At 58.3% G+C, this 12467-nt stretch carries 11 protein-coding genes and 1 pseudogene; 3 read left to right on the top strand and 9 right to left on the bottom strand.

The window, feature by feature from the left end; translation table 11 throughout:
- Window positions 1–109: 109 nt before the first annotated feature.
- The 8 genes and pseudogenes from BN1125_RS09565 to glpT all read right to left on the bottom strand — a co-directional run bounded on the left by BN1125_RS09565 (window position 110) and on the right by glpT (window position 7798).
- On the bottom strand, window positions 110–1051 hold the full coding sequence (locus BN1125_RS09565) for a hypothetical protein (protein WP_042012045.1): 942 nt from the start codon (window positions 1049–1051) through the stop codon (window positions 110–112).
- A gap of 171 nt (window positions 1052–1222) precedes the next feature.
- A complete protein-coding gene (hdfR, locus tag BN1125_RS09560) occupies window positions 1223–2095 on the bottom strand; it encodes an HTH-type transcriptional regulator HdfR (RefSeq protein WP_042012044.1) in 873 nt (290 codons plus the stop codon).
- Window positions 2095–2451, bottom strand: coding sequence for a MaoP family protein (locus BN1125_RS09555; protein ID WP_042012042.1), 357 nt, complete (start codon window positions 2449–2451; stop codon window positions 2095–2097). The genes hdfR and BN1125_RS09555 overlap by 1 nt, the downstream gene beginning before the upstream one ends.
- 297 nt (window positions 2452–2748) lie before the next feature.
- A complete protein-coding gene (gene eco, locus BN1125_RS09550; protein ID WP_042012061.1) occupies window positions 2749–3231 on the bottom strand; it encodes a serine protease inhibitor ecotin in 483 nt (160 codons plus the stop codon).
- Between the two features lie 81 nt (window positions 3232–3312).
- A pseudogene (locus tag BN1125_RS09545) lies at window positions 3313–3669 on the bottom strand (glycerophosphodiester phosphodiesterase family protein); the annotation flags it as partial.
- Window positions 3670–3775: 106 nt separating this feature from the next.
- The gene (gene glpD, locus BN1125_RS09540) at window positions 3776–5263 is read right to left on the bottom strand and encodes a glycerol-3-phosphate dehydrogenase (RefSeq protein ID WP_042012040.1); all 1488 of its coding nucleotides are present in this window, start codon (window positions 5261–5263) and stop codon (window positions 3776–3778) included.
- A 315-nt stretch (window positions 5264–5578) separates the two neighbouring features.
- Window positions 5579–6337 (bottom strand): DeoR/GlpR family transcriptional regulator, encoded by a 759-nt coding sequence (locus BN1125_RS09535; protein ID WP_042012039.1) that lies wholly within the window; start codon window positions 6335–6337, stop codon window positions 5579–5581.
- A 102-nt stretch (window positions 6338–6439) separates the two neighbouring features.
- Window positions 6440–7798: a glycerol-3-phosphate transporter gene (glpT, locus tag BN1125_RS09530; protein WP_042012037.1), complete on the bottom strand. Its 1359-nt coding sequence runs from the start codon at window positions 7796–7798 to the stop codon at window positions 6440–6442.
- Between the two features lie 504 nt (window positions 7799–8302).
- Between glpT and BN1125_RS09525 the strand changes: the two genes are divergently transcribed.
- Both BN1125_RS09525 and glpK read left to right on the top strand, forming a co-directional pair.
- Window positions 8303–9151: an MIP/aquaporin family protein gene (locus BN1125_RS09525; RefSeq protein WP_042012036.1), complete on the top strand. Its 849-nt coding sequence runs from the start codon at window positions 8303–8305 to the stop codon at window positions 9149–9151.
- Between the two features lie 54 nt (window positions 9152–9205).
- Entirely contained in the window at window positions 9206–10708 is a 1503-nt protein-coding gene (glpK, locus tag BN1125_RS09520; protein ID WP_042012035.1) for a glycerol kinase GlpK, read from the top strand.
- A gap of 175 nt (window positions 10709–10883) precedes the next feature.
- Here glpK and BN1125_RS09515 read toward each other — a convergent pair whose 3' ends face one another.
- On the bottom strand, window positions 10884–11786 hold the full coding sequence (locus tag BN1125_RS09515) for a LysR substrate-binding domain-containing protein (protein WP_042012034.1): 903 nt from the start codon (window positions 11784–11786) through the stop codon (window positions 10884–10886).
- Between the two features lie 195 nt (window positions 11787–11981).
- Between BN1125_RS09515 and BN1125_RS09510 the strand changes: the two genes are divergently transcribed.
- Window positions 11982–12368, top strand: a complete 387-nt coding sequence (locus BN1125_RS09510; RefSeq protein WP_042012033.1) for a DUF6404 family protein — start codon at window positions 11982–11984, stop codon at window positions 12366–12368.
- Window positions 12369–12467 lie beyond the last annotated feature (99 nt).

The raw sequence follows: 12467 nt of genomic DNA, 5'->3' as shown, positions 1-12467 counted from the left end.
AAAGCGGCTTGATAAACAAAAACGCTCATCTGGCGAGCGTCTCGTCAACTCTTTATATCACTGCGTTCAAGGAGGGAAAACCGCTTTTTGGCTCGCTTTCAGGCCAATTTCAACCAACGGCATGCCACGCTGGCGCCAGCGCGCACACCTCGGCCGACAAGCCACCATTGGATTCAACCAAAGCACTACAAACTGCCAACAACGGTTTGGGCAAACGGCTCGTCTCCCAGGGCCGGCTCTCCGTCAACGGCCGGCCATAAGCGGCCATGATGGGAGAGAGGAAGACGGGCAACCACCAGCTGGGCGGGCGCCCGAGACGCTGGGCCAGCGTCTGGACCCGATCCACTCCGGCGGGGTCGAGGGCGGTGAGATGACTCCACAACACATTGGGTGGCAAGGCGGCCACCACCCGCTGCAAGGCCAGGGGGGCCGATGGCGGGGCCCACACCAGCAAGGTGCCGGCCTCAAGGGGGAGTTCGGCAAAGGCGCCAACACTGTCTGTGGTGACCATACGCTCGATATTCCCCTCCCCCCACAGGATCTTGCCCAGACCCGCCAGGGTGCGTTCAGGCAGTGCGACTTCCCCCAGCGCCTGCAACCAGGGCGCAGTATCGATCAGGGTGCCACCGCTGAAAAAAAGGCTGAACGGCTGAACAGCGCGCAAACGCAACAGCTGATCGCCGCAGAGCCGAATCCCCTTGTCCTCAAAATCGATCTGCTCGTTGGGGGTGAAGCTCACCTCTGACTTGCGATAGAGCGCCGCCAGCACCCGCTCGTTGACCTGCTCCCCCAATTGCCAGCCTTGTGCATGCAACCACTCCTCGGGCTCGGGGGGCGCGGTGGCGATCTCGGCCAACATCAACTCGCGGGTGAGATAGCGCCGTCCGGCCGGGGTGAGCTCATAGCGATGGCTGCCATGGGCGAGCAACAACTGGTTATCCTTGAGCATGCCTACCAACGGCTGCCACTGGCGGCCACGGATCACCACAGGCGAGCGCTCCAGCAACTGCTGCGCCAGCGCCCGCCATTCGGGGTGACTAAAGTCGATCAATTGCAATCCATCCCTGTCAGATCTCAATCGGATAAACAGCCTGAAAAGGTACCGTTACAGGCCGATGACGCCAAGCTTCCCTCGCCAATTACGTGACCTTGCTCCCTGCTGTCTTTCCCAAACAGAAGAGCCCACCGTGGGGCAGGCTCTTCCTGGGATAACCCTCGACACTTATTCGAGGTTGAGGCGCAGCTCGGCGTCGTGCCAACCCAGTGGCAGCGTCAGTAACTGATCGATCAGCTCCCGGCGATCGGATTTCTCCAGATAAGCAAGATAAAGCGGACGGCTCAGGGGCTGTGCCTCTTTCACCAGATGAAGCGCCCCCTTCTCCAGATAGGGGCTGACCATCCGCCGTGGCAGGTAGGCAGCACCACCGTTGGCCAGCACAAACTGTAGCGCCATGCTGGCGGAGCTGGAGTGCAGCACTGGGGTCTTTTGCAGGCTCTGCAAGCGGCTGGGTTGCGGCTCGAAGCTGGTGCCCCAGTCGAGTTGGATGTGCGGCATCTGCATCAGGTTGTCGGCATTGGCCGCGGGATCCCGGCTCACCAGCTCGAACACCAACTCACCGATGGGATGCAGGGCGATCTCGTCGATCTTGGTGGGCTCGGAGAGCAGGGCCAGATCGAGGGAGCGCTCCAGTAACTGGCGGCAGAGGTGCTCGCGGGAAGCCGTTTCCAGCCGCACCGCCAACCCGGGCGCCAGCGCATAGATGTGATTGAGCCAGTCGTTGAAATCGAGCTCCCAGAATACAGCTGGAGCGCCGATGGCCAACTGCTGGCTGAATCCCGGCGAGAGCGCCACATCCTGCTTGGCACGACCGAGGGTGTGCAAGATGGCGTCTGCATAGGGCAGCAGACGCTCACCGGAGGCGGTCAGACGGATATTGTTACGATGACGGGCAAACAGACTGACACCCAGTTGCTGCTCTAGCTGGCGGATCCGGAAACTCACCGCCGACTGGGTCAGGTAGAGATTTTCAGCTGCCCGGCCAAAGTGCCGGGTTTTGCTGACCTCGATAAAGGTCCGAAGCAGCTCGGTATCCATTAATCGATGGACTCGTCGCTACCGCTGCCACCCTCAAAACCACCACCACTCGCTTCCTCGTTGGCTCCGCCGGCGACGGTGCACAAACGGTGCACTCGCTTGGGACCGATCACCTTGAGGTACTTGAACCACACCTTGGCATGGGGGTTGGCCCCAGCCGCGCCAGATTTGACCTGCTCGACGAAGGCTGATTCGACATCGTCACGAGGAGTCTGGGTGCCCTGATAGAGTGCCAGCATGGCGGTACCATACTTTTCCAGACTGTCCGCTTCGGCCACTGTGAATTCGCCACTGCGACGCAGGCCACGGGGAAAATGTTTGAAGTCGTTGAAACGCTTGTCTGATTCGAAGCTCATAGTGCTCTTTTTCTGGTTAGTTTGACCTTTGCGGGCAAGTATCATCAGGCCATCGCCGAGTGCAAAATCAATTTTCTCACTATATTAATAAATATCTTTTATCGAAGTCAGTTTGCCCCATAGCTGGTGCCGATTTTGTGGCATAACACACAAAAAACGTTGATAAATAATAAATTTATGTAAACGTGCAGCCATTTTGCTCGTCACTTTTTGGACTGCGCAGGCAAAAATAAAGCGCCATACGGCGCTTTATTTGTCACATCAGGTGAACCAGCTGAACCCTGGGTTCCAACATGCTTACTCAATCATGGCCGGTTGGGCCAGGTTGTCGGCACGCCACAGACGGTAGCGCACTTCATACTCCTGCGGCACGTAGATCACGAACGGCAGCTTGGAGTTGTAGTTCACGAAAAAGCCCTGACCGTAGATCTGGACGAAGGTCTCTTTCTGCTGGGCATCCGGGCAAGCCATCAAGGTGGTGATGGGGTCGGAGACCTTGCCCAGTTGCAGATAGTTGTAGCCCCAGCCTTTGACGCTGTGCTGTTCCAGGTTGCCTGCAAAACGCGGTACGTTGCAGTCAACCATCATCTTTTTACCGACCTGCAGCTCGACCATCATGTCGGCTTCTTTCTCGACTTCTGGCAGGCGGATCACCACACGTTCCTGATTCACGTCAGCGGCCGGGAACATGCTGATATCAAATTTTTTCGGCTCGGCGGCGAAGGCATGGCCACCCAGCAACAAGGCGCCCAGCAGGCTAAAACGCAATACGGTTTTCATCTGTACCTCATGGGGTTGGTTCAACGCCGCTAGACTAACCGCTCTGCCGATTTCATGCCAGCGATCTGCGACGTAAAAACTGCGTAACGGCTCGGTCATGCGCAGGGAACGCACCTCGTCCAGGGTGAAATCCATCACATATTAACGACCATCCGGACGGGCACGGCCGGGGAAGCGTGCCGCCACATCAGTGATGCCGTCGAGGAAGTGATCGTGCATCACCACCAGCTGGTCATCCTTGGTCATCACCAGATCCTGCTCCAGATAGTCAGCCCCCATGCCATAAGCCAGCGCCTTGGACGCCAGGGTATGCTCGGGCAGGTAGCCGGAAGCGCCACGGTGGGCAATTACCACCTTGCCTTCATCGGCAGCAAACACGGGTAATGAGAGGGATGCCCCAAGGCTCAAGGCGATGAGGGAAACGGCGAGTTTTTTCATAGGTGAGGCTCTTTATTATTGTATGTAGGCATTTGTTATATATGAGGTTTATTGCATATTTACGGTAGAGCGCGGTGGGCAGCAGCGCACTGCCCACCGTCACACATCAGCTCGCCTTGCGCAGAGCGTGATGATATTGGTCGAGCCAGCCATGCAACTGTTGCTGCTCTGACTCGTTCAGGCGCAGCCCCAGCTTGCTGCGGCGCCAGAGGATATCGTCCAGTGAACAGGCCCACTCCCGCTCGATAAGGTAGCGCACTTCCGACTCGTACAGGCCGCCACCGAAGTGAATGCCGCGCTCCTCTTTCAGCCAGAGACGGGCATGGGCGCCATAGGCTTCGGCAATGCGCAGGGCGCTGCGATCGTCGAGCCAGTCAAACTCCAGTGCAAAGGCGCGGGCCAGCTCGCGCACCGAGCAGTCAAACTCGCCGCCGGGCAGACGGCTGGTCGCCGTCCAGTCATCCCCCATCTGGCTGAACCAGGGCTTGAGCTTGTTGCAGGCAGCCTGGGCCAGCTTGCGATAGGTGGTGAGCTTGCCGCCGAATACCGAGAGCAGCGGCGCGCCATCCGATTCGCCAGAAAGCTCGAGGGTGTAGTCGCGGGTCACCGCCTGCGGTGAATCTGATTCGTCATCGCAGAGCGGGCGCACCCCGGCGTAAGTCCAGATCACCTCTTTGGGGGCGATCTGGCGGGTGAAGTGGGCGTTAACCACCTTGCACAGGTAGTTGATCTCGGCCTCGCTGATTTTGGCCTCCCGCGGGCTGCCGTGGTGCTCCACATCGGTGGTGCCAATGAGGGAGTAATCCTGCTGGTAAGGGATGACGAAGACGATACGGTTATCCTCGTTTTGCAGGATATAGGCCTCTTCGCGCTCATGGATGCGCGGCACTATCATGTGGCTGCCTTTAATAAGGCGAATGCCGCGGGGGGATTTCTCGTGCAGGCTCTCGTCATAGAAGGTCTTGACCCAGGGGCCCGCCGCATTGACCAGCCCACGGCAGGAAACGGTAAATTGCTCACCCCCTTCCCGCTCCAAAGTGAGCGTCCAGTGTTTGGATCCGCGCACCGCCTTGATACAGCGGGTGCGGGTCTGCACATCGGCCCCCTTGTCTCGGGCCATCATGGCGTTGAGCACCACCAGCCGGGCGTCGTCGACCCAGGCATCCGAGTATTCAAACCCCTTGTTGATCCCTGCGGTCAAGCCATCTTGCGGCAGAAAGCGCACGCCGCAGCTCCCCTTGAGCTTGTCGCGCTTGGCCAGGTTGTCATAGAGGAAGAGGCCGGCGCGGATCATCCAGGCCGGACGCAGGTGTGGGCGATGCGGCAGGCGAAAACGCATGGGACGCGCGATGTGGGGGGCCATGCCGAGCAGCACCTCCCGCTCCGCCAACGCCTCTTTCACCAGCCGGAACTCGTAGTGTTCGAGATAGCGCAAACCGCCGTGGATCAGCTTGCTGGAGTTGGACGAGGTGGCAGAGGCGAGATCTTGCGCCTCAAACAGGGCAACCTTCAGACCCCGTCCTGCCGCATCGGCTGCGATGCCGACCCCGTTGATGCCGCCACCGACGACGACCAGATCATAGTGTTCGCTCATGTTCACCTACTTTCATTTTTATGATTGCCATAACGGCAATGTTTGATTTCGCTCATTTTAGAACATAAAGATGCAACAAACGAACATTCCGTAGCGAAAGTGTGATCGCCACAACCAGGCAGAGGCGGCAAAGGGGACATACCAGATGAGCAGATGGTGTCGGACTAACGTCGGCGGATTAATAGCTAAAAAAACAGATTGGATAGTGGTTCTGGCAATACCTAGAAAGGGGTGAGATGAACGCAAAAATGAGGGCGAAAAATGAAAGGAGGCCGCCCTGACGGGCGACCGGCACGGTGCAGGTTTACAGCGTCATCAGCAGATGTGGCAGGCGATCTGGTGTTGCGCCATCAGTCGCGTCAGCTTCTCCGGCGGCTCCTGATCGGTAAAGAGGGCATGGATCTGGTTGAGATTGCCCAGATTGACCATGGCATTGCGACCAAACTTGGTGTGGTCGGCCGCCAGAAAGACCTGACGGGAGTGGGCGATGATGGCCTGGGCGATCTTCACCTCGTGGTAGTCGAAATCGAGCAGGGAGCCGTCGTTATCGATCCCCGAAATACCGATAACACCGTAGTCCATGCGGAACTGGCCGATAAAGTCGCGGGTCGCCTCCCCCACGATGCCGCCATCGCGGTTGCGGATTTCGCCACCGGCAATGATGACGGTGAAGTCATCCTTGGCCGTCAAAATGCTGGCCACGTTGAGGTTGTTGGTAACGATGCGCAGCTCGCGGTGATCGAGCAGGGCGCGGGCGATGGCCTCGGTGGTGGTGCCTATGTCGATAAAGAGCGAAGATCCGTCGGGAATATTGGCCGCCACCTCGCGGGCGATACGCTCTTTCTCCTTGAGTTGCATCACTTTGCGGGCGCTGTAGGCGGTATTGACGGTACTCGAATGCAGGGAGGCACCGCCATGATGGCGCCGGATCTTGTTCTGCTCGGCGAGATCGTTCAGATCCCGGCGAATGGTCTGGGGGCTGACGTCAAAGTGGGTCACCAGATCGTCGGTCGAGACAAATCCCTGCCGCGTCAGGACGTCCAGGATCTCCAGATGTCGTTGGGTTTGCTTCACGCTTGCACTCCGATGATGAGACAAAAAAAGGCCCCGGCAGATGCGGGGCCTGTTGGCAGTTTACCTGATCCCCTTTGGGATCAATAAGCTGAGGATCACGTTTTATGCCTTATGGGCAGCCGCTTTCTTGGCCGCAACGGCAATGTTCTCGTGCTTGAGGGTCATCGCCAGCAGGATGATGGAGAGCACGCAGGAGACGGTCAGCACCATGAAGCCGCCATCCCAACCGAAATGATCCACGGTATAACCCAGCATGGCGTTGGCTGCTACGGCGCCGCCCAGATACCCGAACAGACCGGTGAAGCCTGCTGCCGTACCGGCCGCTTTCTTCGGTGCCAGCTCAAGGGCATAGAGGCCGATCAGCATGACGGGGCCATAGATCAGGAAGCCGATAGCCACCAGCGCCATCATGTCGACGGTCGGGTTACCCGCCGGGTTGAACCAGTAGACCAGCACCGCCAGAGTCACCAGCACCATGAACAGGATACCGGCAGGGGCACGGCGGCCCTGGAACAGCTTGTCAGAGATCCAGCCACACAGCAGGGTGCCCGGAATACCGGCCCACTCGTAGAGGAAGTAAGCCCAGGAGGAGTTGTCAACGGTGAAGTGCTTGGCCTCTTTCAGGTAGGTCGGTGCCCAGTCCAGCACACCATAACGAATGAGGTAAACGAAGGCGTTGGCAATGGCGATGTACCACAGCAACTTGTTGTGCAGCACATATTTAACGAAGATCTCCTTGGCGGAAAACTCCTGCTCGTGGCTCTCGTTGTAATCCTTCGGATAGTCGTTCTTGTACTCTTCGATGGGGGGCAGCCCCACGGATTGCGGGGTGTCACGCATCACGAAGAAGGCGATCACCGCGATGGCCGCCGCCGCCGCCGCAGGCACATAGAAGGCACTGCGCCAATCGTTGAACCAGCCCATGCCGAGGATAAACAGCGGGCCAATCAGACCACCACCCACGTTGTGCGCCACGTTCCAGACCGCAACCACTTCGCCGCGCTCTTTCTGTGACCACCAGTGCACCATGGTGCGACCGCAGGGGGGCCAACCCATCCCCTGTACCCAGCCGTTGAGAAACAAGAGCACGAACATGATGGCGATGCTGGAGGTAGCCCAGTGCACGGTGCCCATCATGAACATGATACCGGCCGACAACAGCAGACCGGCGGAGAGGAAGTAGCGGGCGTTGGAGCGATCCGACACGTTCCCCATCAGGAATTTGGAGAGACCATAAGCGATGGACACCCCGGAGAGGGCCAAGCCCAAATCGCCGCGGGAGAAGCCCTGTTCAATCAGATAGGGCATCGCCAGACTGAAGTTTTTCCGTACCAGGTAGTAGCCGGCGTAACCGAAGAAGATCCCGAAAAACACCTGCCAACGCATGCGCTTGTAGAAGGGGTCGACCTTGTCAGCCGGGAGCCTGTCGATGTGCGCCGCAGGCTTGAAGAGACTAAGCATGTTCTGCTTCCTTATTGTTGTTATGGGCGGTTGAGGATGCCCTGACCATTCAGACGAACCATGTGAGTCCACCGACTCGTAAGCGAGCCAATTGTGCTCACATACGCTCATTTAATCTGTGATGCATGCTCAAATATTTCATTTTTATTACAAATAAAAGTTCCAAATGAGCAGTTACTCATCTACCTCAACCCCTTGCTGGACAAGGGATATAGAGTACCCCCTTGGTGGTATCATGCCGCCATCAAGTTGCTATGCGTCACATTTTCTTAGCAATGAGTGGGATCTTGTCCACATTTTCCATGGCAGGGGGATGGTGAATTTCGCGGGAAGGTTTATTTTCTCTCTCGTCCGATAACGAGCGAAAACGAGCATAACGTTTGCGCAAGACGCAAAAACAACAAAAAAACGTTTTCGGCCGCAACAGATAGACACAAAAATGAAAAACAAAAACGGAACATTAAACCTCTATGGCCTCTACGGGTGGATATAAGGAATAAAGATATGAGCATACAAAGACCCAATACCCTGCTTGGCGAATGCATCGCCGAGTTTATCGGAACCGGCTTGCTGATATTTTTCGGCGTCGGTTGTGTCGCTGCTCTGGTGCTGGCAGGCGCCAACTTCGGGCAATGGGAAATCTCCATTACCTGGGGTCTGGGCGTCGCGATCGCCATCTATGTGACCGGCGGCATTTCAGGTGCCCACCTGAACCCGGCCGTTACCCTGGCGCTGATGACCTTCTGCGGGTTTGACAAGCGCAAGGTGGTGCCCTACATCATTGCCCAGATGGCCGGTGCCTTCTGCTTCGCGGCCCTTGTCTACTTCCTTTATGGTAACCTTTTCACCCAGTGGGAAGTGACCCATAACGTGGTGCGCGGCAGCGTCGAGAGCCTCGGCACCGCCGGGATCTTCTCTACCTACCCGAACGCCCTGCTGACCAACATGCAAGCTTTTGCCGTCGAGCTGGTGATCACCGCCGTGCTGATGCTGGGCATCATGGCGCTGGGTGACAACAACAACGGCGCCCCCAAAGGTTTCGCGGCCGCCCTGCTGATCGGTATCCTGATTGCGGTGATCGGTGCCTCCCTTGGCCCGTTAACCGGTTTTGCCATGAACCCGGCCCGTGACTTTGGTCCGAAACTGTTCGCGTTCTTTGCTGGCTGGGGTGATGTCGCCCTGACCGGTGGTCGTGACAACCCCTACTTCTGGGTTCCGATCCTTGGCCCCATCGTTGGCGCCCAGCTTGGTACCGCTCTGTATGTCAAAGTGCTGGCTCCCTGCGTCCCGGGCAACCGTGTCGTCACCACCGAGCAAGCTACCCAAACCGCCAAAGAAGAGGCTGCCGCATAAGAGCGGCCCCCTCCAACGTATAAAAACGTGGAAAATAGAAACGTGGAGAACATCATGTCTGCAGAAAAGAAATATGTCGTCGCTCTGGACCAAGGTACCACCTCCTCCCGCGCCATCGTGTTTGACCAGGATGCCAACATCGTCGGCACCTCCCAGCGCGAATTTACCCAGCACTACCCGAAAGCGGGCTGGGTAGAGCACGACCCGATGGAGATCTGGGCGACCCAATCCTCCGTCTTTACCGAAGTGCTGGCCAAGACCGGCCTGCGCAGCGAAGAGATCGCCGCCATCGGTATCACCAACCAGCGTGAAACCACCGTCGTCTGGGAAAAAGCCACCGGCAAGCCCATCTACAACGCCATCGTCTGGCAGTGCCGCCGCACCGCCGCCATCTGCGAAGAGCTGAAAGCGCGCGGTCTGGAAGAGTACGTCCGTGACAATACCGGCCTGGTGCTGGATGCCTACTTCTCCGGTACCAAGGTGAAGTGGATCCTCGACAACGTGGAAGGTGCCCGCGAGAAGGCAATGAACGGCGAGCTGCTGTTCGGCACCATCGACACCTGGCTGGTGTGGAAGATGACCAATGGCGAAGTACACGTCACCGACCCGACCAACGCCTCCCGTACCATGCTCTACAACATCCGCGAGCTGAAGTGGGACGAGAAGATGCTGGACGAGCTGGGTATCCCCATGTCTATGCTGCCACAAGTGAAACCCTCTTCCGAAGTGTACGGTTACACCACCCGTGGCGGCGGCTCCCGCATCCCGATCGCCGGTATTGCCGGTGACCAGCAATCTGCCCTGTTCGGTCAGCTCTGCTTTGAAAAAGGGATGGCCAAGAACACCTACGGCACCGGCTGCTTCATGCTGATGAATACCGGCACCGAACCGGTTCGCTCCAATAACGGCCTGCTGACCACGGTCGCCATCGGCCCGAAAGGGGAAGTGAACTACGCACTGGAAGGGGCGGTGTTTATGGGCGGCGCCACCATCCAGTGGCTGCGTGACGAGCTCAAAATCATTCACGACGCCCGCGATACCGACTACTTCGCCTCCAAGGTGGGTGACACCAACGGCGTCTATCTGGTACCGGCCTTCGTCGGCCTGGGCGCTCCCTACTGGGATCCGTATGCTCGCGGCACCATGGTCGGCCTGACCCGTGGCGCCAACCGCAACCACATCATCCGTGCCGCGCTGGAATCCATCGCCTATCAGAGCCGCGATGTGCTGGATGCGATGCAGCAGGACTCCGGCATCAAGCTGGCAGCCCTCAAGGTAGACGGCGGCGCCGTGGCCAACGACTTCCTGATGCAGTTCCAGGCTGACATGATGCACACCCCGGTGGTGCGTCCGACCCGCATCGAGACCACCGCTATGGGTGCCGCCTTCCTGGCGGGTCTGGCTGTCGGCTTCTGGAAAAGCTCGGACGAGCTGGAAGACAAGTTCAGCGTGGACCGCGAGTTCATCCCGCAGATGGACAGAGACGATCGCGCCAAACGTTACCACGGCTGGCAGAAAGCGGTTGAGCGTTCACGCCGCTGGGCTGAAGAGGAGTAATCGGGCAACCGATATCCCGTTGAGATGAAAACCAGAGAGGCCGACAGCAATGTCGGCCTCTTTTTTACATTCCCGGCAGGCTGTTACATTGCCAGCTGGGCGCCGTCTTAATGGTGCACACATGCTGCGCCAACGCCCTTGCCAAGATATCCATCGCTCATCCGGGCTCACCGCATCAGAGTGAGTGGCTGCCCAGCTGTTCTTTAAGAAAATCGAGCCAGACCCGCAGCCGGATGTCACGCTGGGCATCGGAGTAGAAGACTGCATTGATGGGGCGCGAGGCGCCGCTGTTGTTGCGGGCCAGCACCTCCACCAGCGCCCCGCTCGCCCGATCCGGTCCGGTCATAAAGTCCGACAGACAGACGATCCCCTGCCCTGCCAGCGCCAGCTGACGCAAGGTTTCGCCGCTACTGGCACGCAGGGTCGGGGTAATGACCAAGCGATCCCCCTGCTCTTGGCTCAAGAGCGGCCAGTGGTTGAGGTGATCGGGATGCAAAAAGCCGAGCAGCTCGTGGCCAGTCAACAGATCTGCCGGTTGGCGCGGGGTGCCGCGCTCGCGCAAATAGTCGGGGGACGCCAGCAGCCGCAGCCGCGAGCGGCCCAATGGCAGCGCGCGCAGGGAGGAGTCGGTCAGCTCGCCGATGCGGATAGCCATGTCCACCCGCCGCTCCATCAGATTGATAAAGCCCTCCGAGCTGTGCAGCTGCAACTCGATGGCGGGGTAACGGCGGCGAAACTCGCCGATGATCGGCACCAGCCGGTGCAAAATAAAGGGCGTGGCGGCATCGACTCTCAACACCCCTTCGGGTTGTTCCCGGCGCATCAGCAGATGTCCCTCCGCCTCGCTCATCTCGGTCAGGATCTTCACCGCCCGCTGATAGAACCAGCTCCCCTCCTCGGTCAGACTGACCCGGCGGGTGGTGCGATTAAGCAGCACGGTGGAAAGCTTCTCCTCCAGCCGCTTGATGCCACGACTCACCACCGAGTTATCCATGCCGAGGTTCTCCGCCGCCTGGCGAAAACTGCCCGCCTCAACCACCGCCACAAACAGGGTCAGTTCATCAGAATGGGTCTTCATTGCTGTTATCCGGACAAGAGTAATGGGCCTTTATAGGCGCAGCCGCTGTGAATTAGCAAGTGTGCGGTGAGGCAAGTTCTTTTTTTCTACAGAGAAAGAACGTGACCGCGAGCCCACATCATACCCGCGATTTATCAGTACAATGCAGCCTAAAAAGCACCGTATGGCACCACTTATTTCACAAGGATGAATACCATGACATTTGAAGAACGGCTGGCCGCCGCCCATCAGGAGCTGGCAAGCAAAGGGGTATGGCATGCCAACTACAATCCCCCTCTGTGCAGGCTGCTGCGCAGGTTCGGTTATTCCGTCAAACCGCCTCACTATGAGGGCTGGCTAACCAACGTTCTGGCATTCGGTATCAGCGTTGGTCTTGTCTGGGGCATGATGATGTGGTTTTTCAGCTGGCAACCCATGGGAGCCGAACCGCTATTTGCCCTGCGCCAAACAGCCCTGTTTGCGGGATTCAGCGGCCTGACTATGGCATCTTGGCTCTGGCTGCGGCGCAAGCAGCTTAAACTGACCCCGTGGGAGCGGTTGGAACACCACCCCATCTGTGAAGACGCGGCAGAAGAAGGCTGAAGCCCCTGCTGCTGAGTCAAACTGGGTGCAATACAGGCTCTGAATTGCAAACTTCACAGACCCGGACTTGTAGCTTATTTTTTCCTGATTACCCATGAC

It is taken from the genome of Aeromonas fluvialis (genome assembly GCF_000819885.1).
Taxonomy (GTDB): domain Bacteria; phylum Pseudomonadota; class Gammaproteobacteria; order Enterobacterales; family Aeromonadaceae; genus Aeromonas; species Aeromonas fluvialis.
Note: the sequence above shows the minus strand (reverse complement) of the source record. Positions and strands in the feature narration are given on the sequence as shown.

What these genes read in the sequence shown, in the direction of transcription:
- hdfR (WP_042012044.1), bottom strand. Translation starts at nt 2,095, where the DNA reads ATGGATACCGAGCTGCTTCGGACCTTTATCGAGGTCAGCAAAACCCGG.
- BN1125_RS09555 (WP_042012042.1), bottom strand. Translation starts at nt 2,451, where the DNA reads ATGAGCTTCGAATCAGACAAGCGTTTCAACGACTTCAAACATTTTCCC.
- eco (WP_042012061.1), bottom strand. Translation starts at nt 3,231, where the DNA reads ATGAAAACCGTATTGCGTTTTAGCCTGCTGGGCGCCTTGTTGCTGGGT.
- glpD (WP_042012040.1), bottom strand. Translation starts at nt 5,263, where the DNA reads ATGAGCGAACACTATGATCTGGTCGTCGTCGGTGGCGGCATCAACGGG.
- glpT (WP_042012037.1), bottom strand. Translation starts at nt 7,798, where the DNA reads ATGCTTAGTCTCTTCAAGCCTGCGGCGCACATCGACAGGCTCCCGGCT.
- BN1125_RS09525 (WP_042012036.1), top strand. Translation starts at nt 8,303, where the DNA reads ATGAGCATACAAAGACCCAATACCCTGCTTGGCGAATGCATCGCCGAG.
- glpK (WP_042012035.1), top strand. Translation starts at nt 9,206, where the DNA reads ATGTCTGCAGAAAAGAAATATGTCGTCGCTCTGGACCAAGGTACCACC.
- BN1125_RS09515 (WP_042012034.1), bottom strand. Translation starts at nt 11,786, where the DNA reads ATGAAGACCCATTCTGATGAACTGACCCTGTTTGTGGCGGTGGTTGAG.
- BN1125_RS09510 (WP_042012033.1), top strand. Translation starts at nt 11,982, where the DNA reads ATGACATTTGAAGAACGGCTGGCCGCCGCCCATCAGGAGCTGGCAAGC.